Below are 16,621 nucleotides of genomic sequence, written 5' to 3'. Positions count from 1 at the left end.
CCAAGGCTAACATCAGATCCCATCGTGTACGGCGGACCGCAGGGGTGGAATCCTCATGTCCTTCGGACTTCATTGTAAGGCTGGAAGGGTTCATAAACCCTTCGAACTGCCTTCGAAGTCCGGTACGACGGAGCGAGTTGAACGCCCCGCCAATCGCGTCGTGTGCTTTCCGCATCACAACCGAACACCCTTACACACTTAAGGGCATCGGAACGGGTCGGCCGCCGGAGAGTTCCGGCGTCCAACCGCTCGATAACCCTGTGCGGGCGTCGGCAGGTCCCGACCGGAACCGGTCGGGCCTTCACATTACATTCGGATGGCCGGGTTACATAAAAGGCCGTCGAACCGAACCGGCACCGGAACCCGTTACCGTGCCACGGTTTTCCACAGTTGCTCGTTGGTACTGTGGTCGCATATAGTAGCTGATGACTTGCAAGTCATCACACACTCGGTCCTACGCACTCGTGCGATCGGATATGTAAACAGTTGCAAGCGCTACTATAGCTGTCCGATTATCGAATGTCGCACGGCAGGAGGCCGGCCGATCATCCCACGCCACTGGCGCCTGGTCGGACCGGGCGTCACCGCGCATCTGACGCTGAGAACCCGAGACTAATAGTATTTTACTTACCAACTATCGCGCACGCGTGTTAAAAAGGAATCAGTTCTGAGCGACCGATGTCACTCGTCGAGATGTTCGATGCCTTTCTTCGAGACGTTTGCCTCGGTTATCTCCTGTGGCATCCAGTCCGGCTTGTCAGAGGGAGCCTCTTCTTCCCAGGCCCAGCCGTCGTAGATGTGGACTTTGTCCGTCCCTTTCTCCCGTAGCCGGAGCTCTGTTCGGTCCGCCGCGTCCTCGCTAGACGCCGGACTGAGTCGGCGCGCCGCCTTCAGTGCGGCCTGCCTGGGCGTGTTCCCGGAGAACACGCTCGGTTCGTCACCGCTGTCTCGAAGCGCGAAATTTCGTTTACCGTCTTCACGTACCATGGTTTTGCCTCCGTGTCAAATCAGCACATGCCTCATTATAAATATATCCCCGACGGAAGGGGGATTGGACCACTATCTTATAAAGGGCTCCGAGCCAGATGCCGAAAACGAAGGGAATTCACCGGTCGAGCGGGGGATATCAGTGGGTTGTGACGTCGCGCGCGGACGAATCGAGCGACAGAGACGGATATCGTAGGCCTCTGGGATCGGGATCGTAGAAAACACTTAAGTATGTCGTGTGGCGACTGTCGAGATAGAATACCGCGATGGTACGGAAAAAGAAGCTCAGCCCGAGTGGTGCGAAAGACGAAAACGGCGAGTACCACAACGTCCACATCAACCTACACGAGGACGAACTGGCGGTGGCTGGCATGGAAATCGGGGACGAAGTGTTCGTCCGCGTCCGCGAGGACAAGATAATCATCCAAAAAGCAGACAAAGACGAGGTCGAACACGAGTTCTAACGGGGTCCGTACCCGTCGCGGTGGCATCACTGGGCGCTTCGCGGGGTTTATACTGGTTCTATCCCCAGGATACGAACAATGAACCTGTACGACGTAGCGAAACCGCTTCTGTTTCGTCTCCCGGCAGAAACCGCACACGGCCTCGTCTACCGCGGGCTACGGGGTGTTTTAGGTACTCCCGTCGAAAGAGGCCTCTCCAGACGGTACACCGTCGACGACGACCGACTCGCGGTGGCAGCGTTCGGCTGTTCCTTCTCGAACCCCGTGGGCGTGGCTGCCGGATTCGACAAGAACGCGGAGATCCCGAACGCTCTCGCCAGCCTGGGGTTCGGACACGTTGAAGTCGGGGGCGTCACTGCCGAACCGCAGGAAGGGAACCCGCGTCCGCGGATGTTCCGACTGCGGGAAGACGGCGCGCTCATCAACCGTATGGGTCTGAACAACGAGGGGGCCGCCATCGTCGGCGAGCGCCTGAGCGAGACCGCCGCCGACGTGCCCATCGGCGTCAACATCGCAAAGAGCGAACGCGTCGACGGCGAGAACGCGCCCGAGGACTACCGCAAGACGTACGAACGCGTCGCCGACGGCGGCGATTTCTTCGTCGTCAACGTCTCGTGCCCGAACTCGGAGGGGTTTCGGGAACTCCAGAACCGCGAGTCAATGGAGGCCATTTTGGGCGAACTCGTCGATGCCGGCGCGAGCCCCCTCCTCGTGAAACTCTCGCCGGACCTTCCCGGTCCCGCGGTGGAGGACGCACTGGATATCGTCAACGACCTCGGTCTGGACGGCGTCGTCGCCACGAACACGACGACCGACCGTCCGGCGTCGCTCCGTAGCCCAAACCGCGCCGAGGGGGGCGGTCTCTCGGGCAAGCCCATCGAACACGAGGCCACCGCGATGGTTCGGTTCGTCGCCGACCGCGTCGACGTGCCCGTTATCGGCGTCGGCGGCGTCTCCGGCCCCGAGAGCGCCTACCGGAAGATCCGGGCCGGCGCGTCGCTCGTTCAACTGTACACCGGCCTCGTGTACGAAGGCCCATCGCTGGCCCGAGAGATCAACGAGGGGCTACTCGAACTGCTGGAGGAAGACGGGTTCAACAGCGTGGAGGACGCTGTCGGGGCGGACCTGGAGTAACGCGAAAACGGGCGGGCGAAAAGGCGGAGAGCTATTCTAACGCGTCCATCCGGAACTCGAACCCGGCCACGGGCAGTTCCAGATCGTGTTCGACGAGCACCGACGGGTGGACCTCGCCGATGACGCCTACCGACTCGCCGTCGATCACCACGGCGGCCGTGCGACCGTCGACGAACGTCGGGTGGTCGGTCGGGGGCGTTTCGAGGTCGACGTCGAAGTTCCGCGCGACCGCCTGCAGACGTGCCTTGGCGTCCTCGTAGGACGCGTCGTGGCGCGCGAGAACGCCGGCGACGGTGCGTCGCTCGGCGACGCCCGTGTTCTCGGAGTCGTCCACGTGCGCGGCGAGACCGATCTCAGCCAAGTCCTGCGGGTACGACCGGTGCGTGTTGTTCTCCAGTACCATCAGCAGCGAAGGGAGCGCCCACGTGCGAAGCATCGTGTAGTCCTCGCTGTACGGTTCGCGGATGGTCGCCGGGTCGGCCGCCCCCACTGCGTCGTCGTCCGGGCCGATCCGCATCCGCTCGAAGTTCTCAGTTTCGCTGATCATGTGGAAGTTCAGCAGGTCCTCGAAGCCGAGACCGACCAGCAGGTCCCGGACGGCGTCTTCGAGTCGCGAGCGGTCGTGGCGACCGCCGACGGTGCTAACGTCAGGATAGCTCGGTTCGAGGTCGTTGAAGCCGTACGCGCGTCCAACGTCGTCCACGAGGTCGAGCGGGTGGAGCACGTCGACGCGATACGACGGGACATCGACCTCGTAGACGGGGGAGTCGGCGGGCTCCGACCGGCGATCCGACGACTGCGACCCGACGCCGCCCTCCGCCGTCTCCGCGTCGAGTCCGGACCGCTCGAACAGGTCGACGACCTCCTCGGGGTCGAAGTCGACGCCGATGAGGCCCTCGATGCGGTCGTGGGAGACGGATTTCTCCCGCGTAGAGAGGTCGGGACGGACGAGTTCCCGGTCGGGATACTCGACGGTGACCTCCTCGACGGTCGCTCCGCGGGCGTCGAGCGCGTAGCAGACGATAGAGAGCATCCGGTCGACGGTCCACTGGTCGGTACCGGTCATCTCGACGAGCAGTTCGCGGGAGTCCGTCGACACCTCGGTCCGCTTGCCGTTGATAACGGGCGGGAACGAGAACAGGCCGATGTCGTCGTAGATAGCGGGGTAACGCTCGTACTCGCCGACGAGGTCGGCGTACGTCTCGCCTGTCGGGTGGTCGGTGAGCACGTCCGCTGGCGTCATCTCGCTGTTGCTGTCGAGCGGGACGAACCGGTCGCCGTCGGGTTCGATCCCGGTGTAACGGATCGAGTTGCCCTCGCCTTTCCGTGCGGGTGCGCCTTTGAGCATCGCCAGATCGTGGATACCGATGGCACCTTTCGCGCGCTTGCGGCCCATCGTCGCGTGGAGTTTCTCCTGCAACTGGATCAGCGATTCGAGGGCCTCCTCGTCCAGGTCTACGCCCCGTATCACGGCCCCGGTGACGTACGGCCGCTCGTCCGGAACGTCCTCGTCGACCTCGATGGTCCACTCGGCGTCGTTCGTGTTCGGCACGTACACGCCGCGGTCGTCGCCGTACTGGTAGCGCAGCGAGCGGGCGATCCCCTCGACGGAGAGGCGGTCCAGGCGGTCCGGCGCGAACTCTAACTGGAACTCGCCTTCTTCCGTGCGGCCCTCGAACTCTAAACCGAGACCGAACAGGTCCGTCTTCAGTTCCTCGTCGTCTTTCTCGTCGTGGCCGGTCAACTCGCGCAGTTCTTCGGGGTCGACGTCGACGACTGGCATCAGTGAATCACCTCGGTGTTCCGCAGCAGTTCGAGGTCAGCGAGCGTCCCGTGGACGTCTCGAATGTCCTCGAAGCCGTACATCAGCATGAGCAGGCGCTCCAGCGAGAGCCCCCAGGCCATCACGTCGCAGTCGACGCCCAGCGGCCGGAGCACTTCCTCGCGGAACATCCCGCTGTTGCCGACCTCGACGAGTTCGCCCGTCGTGGGGTGGGTACCGAACAGCTCGAACGACGGTTCCGTGTAGGGGTTGTAGTGCGGCTTGAACTCCAGGTCGGTGATGCCGAACTGCTCGTAGAACTCCGTGAACGTCCCCATCAGGTCGCGAACGGAGAGGTCGTCGGCCATCACCCAGCCCTCGATCTGGAAGAACTCCAGCAGGTGCGTCGGGTCGAGGGTGTCGTTGCGGTACACCTTCTCGACGCTGAAGAAGCGCTCGGGGGGCTCCAGGTCGCCCTGCGCGTACCCCGAGAGATAGCGCATTGACAGCGACGTTGTGTGGCCGCGCAGGTCGATCCCCTTCGCGACCTCCTCGGTCCACGGCGAGTGGTAGCCCTCGCCGTCCTCGCCGACGCCGTTTAGGTGGGCGTCGCGGACGCGCTCGACCAGGTCCTCGGGGAGCTCCGCGATCTCGGACGGGTTCTCCAGCGCGAACTGGTCCCAGTGGGTCCGCGCCGGATGGTCCTGGGGCATGAACAGACAGTCGTTGATCCAGAACTCGGCGTCGGCGTGCGGCCCTTCCATCTCCTCGAACCCCATGCCGACGAGCGTGTCTTTCACGCGGTTCGCGGTCTGTCGAAGGATATGCTCTTTCCCGCCGTTTATCTCGGCGGCGTCGGCCTCGACGTTGTACTCGGCGAACTCGACGTCTTCCCACTCGCCGGACGTGAGCAGTTCCGGCGTTATCCGGTCGACCGTCTCGGCCGTCTCGACGCCTTCCATCATCGCAGTGACGCCGTCACCGGTCAACGTTACCGAGCGAACGGTCGACTCGCTCCGGTCGACGAGGTCGCGGCGTTCCAACTGGTCGAGAACGCCGTCCTCGTCGACTGATTCGTCCGCGGACAGCGCGGACAGCGCGGCGGCCTCGGGGTCGCTGTCGGGGTCCGCGTCGGGGTCGGCCGTTATTTCACCGTTCTCTATGCTTCCGTACCCCTTGCGGGCGTAGTTCGAGAGCGCGATGTCGACCGCCGCGCCCTCCAGACCGGACTGTCCGATGACGCGACCCATCTCTACCGCCGCTTCGTCCGCGCCGGCGTCGAGGGCCGCCTCGTACAGGCGGATCTCGGGCAGGCCTCCGTCGACGTACGTCGCGCCCTCGTCGGTCAGCGAGACGCTCTCCTCGGTGGCCTCCTCGACGGAGACGAGCTCTGCGTCTGCCAGTTCGAAGACGGCACCCGTGACCGTCTCGGGTGGGAGGTCGGTCGCCTCGGCCAGTTGCTCGACTGTCTGTGCCTCGTTCGCGCTCGCGGTCTCTAACACCGCGACCTGTGATGCTGGTAGCTTCATTCGCTCGTTGGTACACGTACTCTGGGGTCGTCAGTTACCGATTCCGGTTCGACGTGGGCGGTTTCGTCCGCGGCGGCCGGGTTCCCGGCGCGTCGCCGCGCAGTCCACAGCCCGTGATCACCCGGAAAGGAAAAAGCCGAACCCCGGAGCGACCTGCGGCTGGCGGGCGAGACGCCGGCAGTGGGGTTCGGATGCCATAGTGAGGGATAGTCGCACGCGGAGTAAAAACGTTGCGAGGGCAGTTCGGTACCGACGCGGAAGCGGGCGACCCGTTTCGTGACCTCCTAACTGCGCGGCGCTTAGCTGGAACCCGCTCCGTTCGTCACCGGGACCGGACGTTTTAATCGCTCCCGCGGCGAACCGCCGGCGATGGACTGGGACGAGTTCTACCGCGAGGCCGAGTACGACCGCTGTGCGTATCTGGCGGGGGAGGAGATGGCCGATCTGCTCGCGCTGTTTCTGGAGACGGTCGCCGGAGACGACGGAGCGATGCCCCGGGATCTGTCCTCCGTCGGCTGCGGACCCGCGGTCGTACCGTTCGAACTGGCCGAGCGCTACCCGGAGATGGACGTTTACGGGTACGACCTCTCGGAGACAGTCGTCCGCGACAACCGTCACCTCGCTGCGGAGCGGGGACTGGAGAACCTCCACTTCGCCGTCGACGAACTCCCCGACCTGGCGACAGACCGGGAGTTCGACGTGGTCTACTGCGTCGCCACGCTGTATTTCGTCGCGGACCCGGAATCAGCTCTGCGGGCACTGTTCGACCTCGTCCGCGAGGGCGGGCACCTGGTCGTCAACTACCCGACCGAACGACTTCAGCGAGCCGTCCGCGAGGAGTTCGACGAGCGAAAGCGCGAGGCGTTTCACCTCGTCCGGGACGGCGAGAACCTGATCACGCGCGAGCGCGTGGGAGAGGTGCTGGGCGCAAAACCGCACGATTACTGGAGCGCGGTCGACGCGACGGCTGTCCTCGAAGAGAACCCCGAGTGGCCGACGGTGTACGTCGAGAAGTAGCCGCGAGCGCGGCGGACGGTTCGACCGCGCCGTGGTCTCCGGCGGCCGGAGCGGACCGTTTCGGCCGCGGGACGGTTACGCCCGCTTGCGGGCGGAGTTCAGGTCGATGTCGACCTCGTCTAGCTTCTCCTCCCACTCCTCGCGCTTGTCCTGGTGGTCTTCTAAGAACTCCTCCATCAGTTCGGCGGCCTGCTCCTTGCAGCCGCCGCAGAGGCGCTCGCCGGTGACGCACTCGTCGTACACCTCCTTGGCGAACTCGTCGTCGTCGCCGGAGAGCAGGTACGCGTACAGTTCGTACACGGGACATTCGTCTGCTTTCCCGCCGAGTTCGCGCTGCTTCTCGGCGGTCTCGCGGCCGCCCGTCGTCGCCGACTTGACCTTGTCGTAGCCGTCCTCGGGGTCGTCCAACAGGGAGATATGGCTCGCCGGGACGGAAGAGGACATCTTCCCGCCGGTGAGGCCAGTCATGAAGCGGTGGTAGATGGACGAGGGCGGCACGAAACCGTAGCCGCCGTTGTCGAGTTCGACATCGCGGGCGAGCTCCTCCGCCTCGTCGCGGTCGAGGTCGAACGAGTCGGCGTGCTCGTCGTAGACGCGCTTCTCGCCGTCGATCGCTTCGATCAGGGCGTCGAACGCCTCGTCGGTCGCCTGCCGGTCGAGAAAGCGGGTGCGGGGGCGGAGCGGTTCCTTCCCGGCCGACGCCAGTTTCTCCACCGTAGACTCCCGGGCGTCCGACGGTGCGACCGCCTCGCGGAGCCAGTCGGCCGCCTCGCCGCACCGCGGGCGGTCGGGGTCCTCGGCGTACTCCTCGCGAGCGTCGTACGCCTGCCGGAGGAGGACGCGCTCGGCGTCGTCCGCCTCGAAGCTCGCGAACGCCTCGGTGACCTTGAAAAAGCGCATCCGGGCGGCGAGGTCGCGAGCGAGGCGGACGTGCGGGTCCTGGTCCGGGCCGACCGGGATGACGGTCGGCTTCGGCTCGTCGAGTTGCGGGTAGAGGATGTCGGCCATCTGCGTGACGACGCTTTGCATGTGCGAGACGTCCGTCTCGCCGTCGAAGCCGTAGATCCCCTGGAACTCCGAGAAGCGCGCCTCGCTACCGAGTTCGAACGCCAGGTCCTGCACCTCGCGGTTGGTCGACTGGCGGTACAACGTCCCGTCCTCGGGGTCGAAGCCGAGCGCCAGCAGCGAGAGCACGTAGTCCCGCGCGTGCTCGTCTATCTCTTTCCACGTCAGGCCGCGGGCGCTGTGGGCTTCGAGGTCGGCGATCAGCGCGTGGGCGTCGCCGCCCTGTTGCTGGTGCCAGATGATCTCGTCGAAGACTAGCTTGTGGCCGATGTGGGGGTCGCCCGTCGGCATGAACCCCGAGAGCGCGGCGAACGGCTCGTCGTTGCGCATCGCCTCCGCCACGGGCCGGTAGTCGCGGTGACCGAAGATGACGCCGCGGCGCATCAGGTAGTGCGGAGCGGGAACTTCGGGGAGCACCTCGTCGAACTCCTCGATGCCGAACTCCTCGAACAGCTTGCGGTAGTCGGAAACGTTGGAGGAGCCCCACGGATCGAGAGCCACGTCGTCGACGGTTCCACCGTCTGCTCGAGGCGTCTTCGACGCCTCGGTGTCGGCCCCCGCCGCCTCCGTTCCGCCGTCGTCCTGGCGGACCGTCTCGTCGACGTCGCGAGTCTCGTCAGTCATTACCGTAGCATCGCGGCGACATGGGCAAAAGGGGTTCGCTTCGGAGCGTTACGGGCGGTCGCCGAGCGTGTCGGCGACCAGTTGCGACTCCGCGCGCCGAAGCAACGCCGAGGCCGTCGAGACGGCGCAGTCGAGTTCGGCGGCTACGGCTTCGACGCCGCCCTCCCGGGGAATCTCGTAATATCCGACCGACTGGGCGGCCTCCAGTGCCTCCCGTTGTCTGTCGGTGAGAGACGGGCCGAAACCGCGGGTGAACGGACCGACCGAGAGGATATCGACGCTCAGCTCAGACGGGATCGCGTCCAGTAGCTCTCGCAGGTCCGTGCCGTGGCCGACGGCGGTCAGACGCATCGTCCGGTCGGCACGGAACTCGACCGGCGGGACGACCACCACGGTGTCCCGGCTGAACGCGTCGAGTAGCAACTCCTCGCCCTCGCCGTTCGGCGCGCGGATGTACAGGAAGAACCCGCCGTCGCCGTCGGGCCGGATATCGTACTCGGTGATCGAATCCCGCGCGGAGAGCATCGCTTCGTAGACCCGGGGGTCGCCCTCGACGTAGAACAGCAGTGTCCGCTTGCCGCCCTCTGTCTTCCCCTCTAGCAGCACCTCCTGCTCGACTGCAGGGGATTCGCAGACGAACGCGTGCATCGGATGGATCGTCTCGGCCGTGTATTCGATGACGAGTTCCAGCGACTTCACAGCGGGCATACTGCGGGCGAATACTTAAACCTCCGAAAAGTATCGGGGATAGAACCCTCCCGCTCGGCGTTCGATAACAGAGTATGAGCGAAACGATACGACCGGCGGGTGAAAGCAGTAGCGACCCGGACGGAGGACATCTGGAACGGAGCCGCCGCGTCTGGAACTGGTGGAGCGACCACTACGAACTGAGCGAGTCGGACTACGAGCCGATGCGTGAAACCGCGGTCCGCTATCTCGACCTCGAACCGGGGGATGCCGTGCTCGATATCGGCTGTGGGCCGGGCGTGAACTTCGAACTGCTCCGGGAGGCTGTCGGTCCAGAAGGGCGCATCGTCGCGATCGATTACAGTCCGAAAATGGTCGACCGGGCCCGAAAGCGGGTCGCCGAGCGTGGCTGGGAGAACGTGGAGGTCCGTCGTGCGGATGCGACGAGGGCGGACCTCGAACCGTCGGCGTACGACGCGGCGATAGCGACCCTCTCGCTCAGCGTGATGCCGTCGCCGGAAGAGGCCGTCGAGCGGGTCCGCGACGCGCTCGTCCCCGGGGGACGGTTCGCGGTCTTCGACATCCGACAAGTCCCGTCCGGTCCGCTCCGGATCGTCAACCCGCTTCTCGCGCGGGCCTTGCATCTGGTCGCGAACTGGAACGTCGATTCGAACGTCACGACCGCCGTCGAGCGCACGTTCGGCGACTGCGACGTCGTGGAGACGTACTTCGCGGGAGTGAACTACACCGCTGTCGCGACTCGTCGGTCCGCGGAGTGAGTCCTCAGGGCGTCAACCGTTCGACCGACCGCCACTGCACCGTTTCGCCGTCGACCTGCGCGAACGTCATCGTCTTGCGGACGCCGTGGGCGAGGCGCACGTCGAGCGCCAGGTCCCGCGGCGCGAACGCGTACTCCGACGGCAGGACGCGAACGAGCAGTTCGGAGTGGCCCAGGTCGTCGACGCTCTCGACGTCGGCGTACGTCCGGAAGTCAGCGCCGAACTTGAAACCGGTCTTGGGGACGACGCCGCGGTCCCGAAGGTCCGCATACACCAGGAGGCGGCGGTCGAACCGTTCGCCCTCGACGGCACGGCCGCGGTCGACGACCGCCTCACGGGGGAGAGTTAGTACCTCGCGTTCCGCGAGGTACGCGGCCTCGACGAGCGATAGCTGGAGCGCTTCGCGGTCGCCGTCGCGGCCGGCAAGCGGTTGTCCGTAGAATCCCTGCTCGTGGAGGCGGGCCGGCGACTCCCAGCAGACGACGCGGTCCGAGAGCAGGTCGGCGGGGACGCTATCGGGGAGGTCGATGCCGCTGGTGCCGCCGACGTCCGGCCGGCCCGTCTCGAAGTACGTTATCTCGCTTTCCTCGTCGACGATGGCGAGCACGCGGTCGCCGAGCGTCGCGGCGGGGACGGACGCACGCTCGCCCACGGCTCGCACCCGGTAGGCCACCTCGCCGTCGCCGGGACCTTTCCCGCGCGGGTAGACGTGAAAGTCGGTGTCGTCCGGGTCCGGAACCCAGTCCTCCCTGGCGGGCGAGAGGTAGAACCCGCGTTCGCGGAGGTCGGCGTACACGAGAAAGCGGACGCCGAAGCGCGGGTCGTCGACTGAGGTGAGGAACTCGCGGAAGCTCATTCCGTCGACGGCGTCGAGGTCCCCCCGGAACAGGAGGTGGGCCGCCTCGGTGCGCGCGAGGGCAATCTCGTTCCCGCCGAGCGGCCGGCCGTAGCCCCGCGAATCGTAGAACCGCTGGCGGGCGTCGCCGCCGACTCTGACGACGCCGTCCCGAAGGTGTCCGTCCATACTCGTCGGTGGACGGCGCGAGGGCAAAGGGGCTGTGGTCGGGAGCGCGGCACGAACGAAGAGAGCCACTCATGCCTCGCAGGTCCCGTCGAGACACCGCTTTCGGGTTCCCGTGTCGAACAGCGGTAGCCCGCAGTTGCACTCTCCGACGACCGTGCCCGCCGGAAGCGAGAAACTCGAGTCGCAGTCGGGATACGAGTCACAACCCGCCAGGAGACCGCCGCGGCGGAGGACACGCAGGTCGTCACCGCAGTCCGGGCAGTTCCAGACGCCGTCGAACGCCTCCTGTACGGCGGCGTCCAGTGACTCGCACTCGCGGTCGAGACAGACGTCGAACGGCTGGCCGCGTTCGACCCGAAGTCGGGGGCGACCGCAGTCGCAGCGCTCGTCTGTGACGATCGCTCCGGACGGGAGGCCGTAGCGCTCGCCGCAGTCGAGACACGTCACCGCGCCGCCGGTCCGAACGAGCGTGCCGTCGCAGTCGGGACAGTCACCGACGGGCGTCCCCGCCTCGCTGGAGGGATACCGCGCGAAACCGTCCTCGGCGTGGGCGACGACTCGAAGTCGCTGGTCGCCGGCGTGCGCGTCGACGGCGAAGCTACCGTCGCGCGAGCAGGCGACGGCGTCGGCCCGGGTCAGCCACGCGACTGGCTGATAGCCGTCGGCATCGTGGACCAGGACGGTGTTGTCGGGCTTGACGACCACGGTGACGCGGCCGCGGTGTTCCTCGCGGCGGTCGCCGTCGTAGACCACGGTGCAGTCGCCGGCGAGCACGCGGATCGGAGCGTCGGGGGAGTCGGTCGCGGACATGGCCCGGGCTGGTCCCGGTTTCGGCCTTAAACCTGCGGGGCAGAACATTTGACGCGTCGCGCCGTCGGTCGAGACGTGTCACCGACGGCTGTACTGTTCGATATGGACGGCGTGATCGTCAACTCCGAGGACTTCTGGGTCGAACTGGAAACCGAAGAGATACTGCCCGCGGCGGTCCCCGACGGGGATATCTCGGAGGACGAGATAACCGGGATCAACTACCGGGAGATCTACGACTATCTGGACGAGCATTACGACGTGGCGATAGACAGCGAAGAGTGGGAACGGCGGTACGAGTCCGCCGCCGAAGGGATCTACGCGGAGAAGGTTGACCTGATGCCCGGCTTCCGCGATCTAGTCGAGACGCTCCGCGACCGCGGGTGCAGGGTCGCCGTCGTGTCGTCGTCGCCGCAGGAGTGGATCGGGATGGTCACCGAGCGGTTCGGCCTGACGGATCTCTTCGAGGCAGTCGTCAGCGCCGACGATATCGACGCCGACAGCAAGCCCGCCCCGGACGTGTTCGAACACGCCGCGCGGCAGGTCGGCGTCGACCCCGCCGACTGCATCGCCGTCGAGGACTCGAAAAACGGCGTCAAATCGGCCAAGGCGGCCGGGATGACCGCCGTCGGCTACCGGACGGAGACGAACGCCGAGATGGACCTCGACGAGGCCGACGCCGTCGCGGACGGCGCGGAGGAACTGCGCGAGGAATTACTGGCGCGGACGTCGTAACTCACTCGGCCCCGTCCGTCGAGACCGTCATTGTACGCTGACGCTCCTGCTCTCGCTCACCGGCAACAGCGGCAGGTCCGGAAACGCGACGCTGACGGTGAACGTCATCTCGTCGTCGCTCCCGCCGAACACGCCGACGGGCGCGGTCAGCGTGTCGTCGAGATAGCCGTCGGACGTCGTCATCTCGACGCCGTTTACCGTGACGCGGACGCCCGCCTGCGCCGCGGCACCCGAGTTCCGAACTGTCACCTCGCGCATGTCGTTCTCGCCGGGGGCGACGGTCGTCGGGAAGTCGCCCCACTCGACGGCGACGGCGGGGAGGTCACGGGCGCTCTCGACGACGCGTTCGGCGACGCCCTCGGAGAGGCCGGCGTCGGCCAGTCCAGCGACGCCGGCGTCGACCACGTCGCCGGGTGTCTCGATCCCCTCGGAGGCGAGTTTGCTCGCGCGGCCCGAGCCGACGCCGTCGATGGCGGTGAGGCCGACGGCGTCGTCGCTGACGCCGTTCTCGATGCGGGCCTCGACGCGGCGCGCGAGGTTGGCGTCGCGCGGGTCCGCGAAGCGATCGAGAAAGCCCCGGAGCGCGGAGACGAGACGCAACGCGTTCTGGCGGATGACCCAGGCGTCGCTGCGCAGTTCCGCGGGGGTCGACCCCGTCATCGACGAGCGGAGGATGGCGAGCACTTTCCGCGGGCCGTGGTCTAGGTCGCCGGCGTTCTGACTCGAAAGAACCGCCTCCACCGCGTCCCGCTCGGACTGCCGGGCGCTGACGCTGTCGAACTCAGTCGCGCTCGCCACCGCTTCGAGGATGGCGTCCGTCGTGATGGAGTCACGCACGGCGAGGTCGTGGAACCGCTCAGCGGTTTCCAGGCGGAGGTAGAACTTCGAGGCGAGCAGGCCGAGCCCCGTCGCCTCGACGCCGAGGTTCGCGTCCGTCTCGACGAAGCCGCGGTCGACCAGCCGTTCGAGTTCGGTCCGCACGCGGTCGCGGAGGTTCTCGAAGTCGTACTCTGCCGGTTTGCTCTGGGCGCGGACGTAGTAGAACGTGGTTTCGAGCCACTCCATCACGTCGTCTAAGTCCTGGATAGTGCCCATCGCGATCTCGGCGTTGAGGTGGGCGTCGAGGTCGCCGTCGGAGTTGCGCTGACGAGCGCCCGAGTCGGGGACCCCTGCAAGCCGCGATTCGATCTCCTTGCCCTCCCGGAGCAGGCGTCGGTACTTGTCGGCGTCGGAGCGGTCACAGACCACCCAGCCGTAGCCCACGTCGTCGTACCCAGGCCGCCCCGCGCGGCCGAGCATCTGGAGGACGTCGAGCGGGCTCATGTCCACCTCGCCTTCGAGGGGGTCGTGGAGCTTCGTATCGCGGATGACGACACAGCGGGCGGGGAGGTTGACCCCCCACGCGAGCGTGGAGGTGGAAAAGAGGATCTTGATGCGGTCCTGGCGGAACCACTCCTCGATCAGGTCCTTGTCGTTTTTCGAAAGCCCCGCGTGGTGGAAGGCGACGCCGTCTAACACGGATTTCCGGAGCGTGTCGTTTTCGAGTTGCTTCGTCTCGGTGTGGAAGTCGTAGTCGCCGCGCGCGCCGACGGGAATGTCGCGTTCGCCGATCTCGTCGCGTGCCTTCTTCGCCGCCTGGACGGTGTCTTGTCGCGAGGAGACGAACACCAGCGCCTGCCCGCCGTCGCGGATGTGCGGCTCCACGAGGTCGAGCGAGCGATAGAGCCGTCGGTACTTGTCGGCGAAGGCGTTGTCACCGTGGGTGTACGTCTTCACGCCGGCGTTGAGGTCGACGGGGCGGTACTCGTCACCGAACTGGAAGGTGGACTCGGGCGGAGCGTCGAGCCACGCGGCGACGTCCTCGACGTTCGGCATCGTCGCCGAAAGGGCGACGGTCCGCGGGTCACAGAGGCGGCGCAGGCGCGACACCGTCACTTCGAGGACGCTCCCCCGGCGGTCCGAGTCCAGCAGGTGTACCTCGTCGATGACGCAGCAGTCGACGTCCGCGATGAACGAGTACCGGGGCGTGTCGTGTTTCCGGGTCGCTGAGTCGGCCTTCTCCGGCGTCATTACGAGGATGTCCGCGCGCCGGGCGCGTCGCGGGTTCAGGTCCCGTTCGCCGGTGACGACGTACACGGAGTAGCCCATGTCCTCGAAGCGTTCCCACTCGTCTTCCTTCTCGTTAGTGAGCGCGCGCATCGGGGCGATAAACAGCGCGGTGCCGCCCTCCGCGAGCGTCTTGCAGATAGCGAGTTCCGCGAGCGCCGTCTTCCCGCTAGCGGTGGGGGCGCTGGCGACGACGTTCTCGTCGCCGTCGACGATCGCTGGCAGCGCCTCGCGTTGCATGTCGTTGAACTCCTCGAACGAGAACGCGTCGGCGAACTCCGGAACCACCTCGGCGACTTCCATCTCGTGTGGTTCGGGGGGTCCGGGGGTCAAAGGCGTTTCCGTAGCGGTCGATCGTGTAGCGGCGGGTCCACAGACCCCGACCCGGCGGCCGGCACAGCCACACTGTCGACAGACCGTGGTAACGAGATTCGACACCCGATGTGGCGGAGTTCGTCGCGGGACTCCGTCCGGCAGTATCAGTCGTCCGCGACGGCCTGCGTGACGGCGCGGTCTAACATCCCGGACTCGGTGCTGTAGTAGTAGTACGCGCCCAGGCCGACCGCGACGGCCACGTTCGACAGCGTCACCGCCCAGAAGACGGCGTGGACGCCCATGCCGAACAGCGCGATGCCGCCGACGGCGATGGGGAGTCGCACCCCCCAGTACTGGAGGAGCGAGGCGATCATGCTGGTCCGGGTGCGCCGCGCGCCGTTGAACCCGGCTCGCAGAACGTACGTCGCCCCGATGGCCCAGTATCCGTACGCAAGGATCCGGAGGTAATCGACTGTCAGCGAGAGCGCGTCCGTCGAGATGTCGGGGACGAACAACTGCGTCAGACCGACGGGGAACACCCACTGCAGGGCACCGACGACCGAGAGAGCGCCGGCCCCGATGCCGACGCCGATCCATGTCGTCTTTCGCGCCCGCGCGGGACGCTCCGCCCCGATGTTCTGGCCGATGACGCTCTGTGCCGCCTGACTCAACCCGCTCGCCGGGATGAACGCGACGCTTGCGATACGTGCGCCGACGGTGTACGCAGCGAGGCCGGCCGCGCCGCTGACTGCCGCGACGATGCCGACGATCACAACTCTGACGCCGTCCTGTGCGATCCGACGGCCGGCCGACGGGATACCGACGTCGAGCAGTTCCCGGAACTCGTCCACCCGAAACGTCACCGCGTCGCGGCTCAGCGTGAACGTGTTCCGGAGGCCGAGAGCCATGGCGAGGGCGAGGGCGAACCCCGCGGTGTAACCGATCACCGTCGCCAAGGCCGCACCCCGGATCCCGTAGGCGTCGACCGGCCCCCACCCGAAGATGAGGATCGGGTCGAGACCGATGTTGACAACGACGGCGACGACGTTGATGTACAGCGCCGCGCGGGAGTCGCCCCAGCCGATGAACCCCCCTTCGAGCACGTCGCTCAACGCCATCGCCGGGAGGCCGATGACGTACGTCGCGAGGTACGTCGCGGCAAGCGGTGCGACGTCGTCGCCCGCGCCCAGAGCCTCGACGACGGTGTCCGCCCCGACAGCGACGACTGCGCCCACGACGAGAGCGAGGACGAGCCCGACCGCTAACCCGTGAACGGCGATCCGCCGGGCGCGGGAGTACTCCTCCGCGCCGACTCGCTGCGAAACGATCACCTGGGTCCCGACGAACGGAGCCATGATTACGACGGAAGCGAGCATCGCCACCACCGGGTAGTTCAGGCCGACAGCCGCGACGGCGTCCTCGCCGATCCGGCCGAGCCAGAAGGTGTCGACGACCTGCTGAACTACCTGTACGAGGTTCTGGACGACGAGCGGTGCGGCGAGGACCACCAGTACCCGGGCGATCGACCCCTCCGTGATGTCCTCCGGGCTAGTTTCCCACATGGTCTTTCGATATTCAACCCCGAA

General features: G+C 66.4%; 14 protein-coding genes. 5 read left to right on the top strand and 9 right to left on the bottom strand.

What is annotated here, in order from left to right:
• Positions 1 to 681: 681 nt before the first annotated feature.
• Positions 682 to 987: a non-histone chromosomal MC1 family protein gene (locus SM753_RS09830; RefSeq protein ID WP_135536642.1), complete on the bottom strand. Its 306-nt coding sequence runs from the start codon at positions 985 to 987 to the stop codon at positions 682 to 684.
• A gap of 266 nt (positions 988 to 1,253) precedes the next feature.
• Between SM753_RS09830 and SM753_RS09825 the strand changes: the two genes are divergently transcribed.
• Both SM753_RS09825 and SM753_RS09820 read left to right on the top strand, forming a co-directional pair.
• A complete protein-coding gene (locus SM753_RS09825) occupies positions 1,254 to 1,451 on the top strand; it encodes a hypothetical protein (protein ID WP_121816299.1) in 198 nt (65 codons plus the stop codon).
• Positions 1,452 to 1,529: 78 nt separating this feature from the next.
• The gene (locus tag SM753_RS09820) at positions 1,530 to 2,585 is read left to right on the top strand and encodes a quinone-dependent dihydroorotate dehydrogenase (RefSeq protein WP_323191452.1); all 1,056 of its coding nucleotides are present in this window, start codon (positions 1,530 to 1,532) and stop codon (positions 2,583 to 2,585) included.
• Positions 2,586 to 2,616: 31 nt separating this feature from the next.
• Here the strand turns inward: SM753_RS09820 and pheT are convergent, their stop codons facing one another.
• Together pheT and SM753_RS09810 are read right to left on the bottom strand one after the other, a co-directional pair.
• Entirely contained in the window at positions 2,617 to 4,368 is a 1,752-nt protein-coding gene (gene pheT, locus SM753_RS09815; RefSeq protein WP_323191451.1) for a phenylalanine--tRNA ligase subunit beta, read from the bottom strand.
• Positions 4,368 to 5,876: a phenylalanine--tRNA ligase subunit alpha gene (locus SM753_RS09810; protein ID WP_138796518.1), complete on the bottom strand. Its 1,509-nt coding sequence runs from the start codon at positions 5,874 to 5,876 to the stop codon at positions 4,368 to 4,370. Before SM753_RS09810 ends, pheT begins: the two co-directional genes overlap by 1 nt.
• Positions 5,877 to 6,245: 369 nt before the next feature.
• Here SM753_RS09810 and SM753_RS09805 point away from each other — a divergent pair, with 369 nt between their 5' ends.
• Entirely contained in the window at positions 6,246 to 6,893 is a 648-nt protein-coding gene (locus tag SM753_RS09805; RefSeq protein ID WP_323191450.1) for a class I SAM-dependent methyltransferase, read from the top strand.
• Positions 6,894 to 6,968: 75 nt separating this feature from the next.
• On the opposite strand, the gene SM753_RS09800 is transcribed toward SM753_RS09805, so the two are convergent.
• Positions 6,969 to 8,582, bottom strand: a complete 1,614-nt coding sequence (locus tag SM753_RS09800) for a tryptophan--tRNA ligase (protein WP_323191449.1) — start codon at positions 8,580 to 8,582, stop codon at positions 6,969 to 6,971.
• Positions 8,583 to 8,630: 48 nt separating this feature from the next.
• Complete coding sequence (locus SM753_RS09795) at positions 8,631 to 9,290, bottom strand: helix-turn-helix domain-containing protein (protein ID WP_323191448.1); 660 nt, start codon at positions 9,288 to 9,290, stop codon at positions 8,631 to 8,633.
• 74 nt (positions 9,291 to 9,364) lie between these two features.
• Here SM753_RS09795 and SM753_RS09790 point away from each other — a divergent pair, with 74 nt between their 5' ends.
• Positions 9,365 to 10,048, top strand: coding sequence for a class I SAM-dependent methyltransferase (locus SM753_RS09790; protein ID WP_323191447.1), 684 nt, complete (start codon positions 9,365 to 9,367; stop codon positions 10,046 to 10,048).
• Positions 10,049 to 10,052: 4 nt separating this feature from the next.
• On the opposite strand, the gene endA is transcribed toward SM753_RS09790, so the two are convergent.
• Together endA and SM753_RS09780 are read right to left on the bottom strand one after the other, a co-directional pair.
• Positions 10,053 to 11,072 carry a tRNA-intron lyase gene (gene endA / locus SM753_RS09785; RefSeq protein WP_323191446.1) on the bottom strand — a complete coding sequence of 340 codons (1,020 nt, stop codon included), beginning with the start codon at positions 11,070 to 11,072 and terminating at the stop codon, positions 10,053 to 10,055.
• A 69-nt stretch (positions 11,073 to 11,141) separates the two neighbouring features.
• Positions 11,142 to 11,882 carry a topoisomerase DNA-binding C4 zinc finger domain-containing protein gene (locus SM753_RS09780; protein ID WP_323191445.1) on the bottom strand — a complete coding sequence of 247 codons (741 nt, stop codon included), beginning with the start codon at positions 11,880 to 11,882 and terminating at the stop codon, positions 11,142 to 11,144.
• A gap of 75 nt (positions 11,883 to 11,957) precedes the next feature.
• On the opposite strand from SM753_RS09780, the gene SM753_RS09775 reads away from it, so the two are divergent.
• A complete protein-coding gene (locus tag SM753_RS09775; protein WP_323191444.1) occupies positions 11,958 to 12,614 on the top strand; it encodes an HAD family phosphatase in 657 nt (218 codons plus the stop codon).
• Positions 12,615 to 12,641: 27 nt separating this feature from the next.
• Here the strand turns inward: SM753_RS09775 and SM753_RS09770 are convergent, their stop codons facing one another.
• Complete coding sequence (locus tag SM753_RS09770; protein ID WP_323191443.1) at positions 12,642 to 15,023, bottom strand: DEAD/DEAH box helicase; 2,382 nt, start codon at positions 15,021 to 15,023, stop codon at positions 12,642 to 12,644.
• Between the two features lie 176 nt (positions 15,024 to 15,199).
• Complete coding sequence (locus SM753_RS09765; RefSeq protein ID WP_323191442.1) at positions 15,200 to 16,597, bottom strand: MATE family efflux transporter; 1,398 nt, start codon at positions 16,595 to 16,597, stop codon at positions 15,200 to 15,202.
• Positions 16,598 to 16,621 lie beyond the last annotated feature (24 nt).

Origin of the sequence: Halostella sp. PRR32 (assembly GCF_034808085.1) — an archaeon.
GTDB classification, from domain to species: domain Archaea; phylum Halobacteriota; class Halobacteria; order Halobacteriales; family Natronoarchaeaceae; genus Halostella; species Halostella pelagica.
This window is presented reverse-complemented; position numbering and strand designations above follow the sequence as displayed.

Excerpts from the sequence above, each read along its gene's own strand:
- SM753_RS09805 (WP_323191450.1), top strand. The coding sequence starts at position 6,246 with ATGGACTGGGACGAGTTCTACCGCGAGGCCGAGTACGACCGCTGTGCG.
- SM753_RS09810 (WP_138796518.1), bottom strand. The coding sequence starts at position 5,876 with ATGAAGCTACCAGCATCACAGGTCGCGGTGTTAGAGACCGCGAGCGCG.
- SM753_RS09800 (WP_323191449.1), bottom strand. The coding sequence starts at position 8,582 with ATGACTGACGAGACTCGCGACGTCGACGAGACGGTCCGCCAGGACGAC.
- SM753_RS09830 (WP_135536642.1), bottom strand. The coding sequence starts at position 987 with ATGGTACGTGAAGACGGTAAACGAAATTTCGCGCTTCGAGACAGCGGT.
- SM753_RS09820 (WP_323191452.1), top strand. The coding sequence starts at position 1,530 with ATGAACCTGTACGACGTAGCGAAACCGCTTCTGTTTCGTCTCCCGGCA.
- SM753_RS09780 (WP_323191445.1), bottom strand. The coding sequence starts at position 11,882 with ATGTCCGCGACCGACTCCCCCGACGCTCCGATCCGCGTGCTCGCCGGC.
- SM753_RS09795 (WP_323191448.1), bottom strand. The coding sequence starts at position 9,290 with ATGCCCGCTGTGAAGTCGCTGGAACTCGTCATCGAATACACGGCCGAG.
- endA (WP_323191446.1), bottom strand. The coding sequence starts at position 11,072 with ATGGACGGACACCTTCGGGACGGCGTCGTCAGAGTCGGCGGCGACGCC.
- SM753_RS09825 (WP_121816299.1), top strand. The coding sequence starts at position 1,254 with ATGGTACGGAAAAAGAAGCTCAGCCCGAGTGGTGCGAAAGACGAAAAC.
- pheT (WP_323191451.1), bottom strand. The coding sequence starts at position 4,368 with ATGCCAGTCGTCGACGTCGACCCCGAAGAACTGCGCGAGTTGACCGGC.
- SM753_RS09790 (WP_323191447.1), top strand. The coding sequence starts at position 9,365 with ATGAGCGAAACGATACGACCGGCGGGTGAAAGCAGTAGCGACCCGGAC.
- SM753_RS09765 (WP_323191442.1), bottom strand. The coding sequence starts at position 16,597 with ATGTGGGAAACTAGCCCGGAGGACATCACGGAGGGGTCGATCGCCCGG.
- SM753_RS09770 (WP_323191443.1), bottom strand. The coding sequence starts at position 15,023 with ATGGAAGTCGCCGAGGTGGTTCCGGAGTTCGCCGACGCGTTCTCGTTC.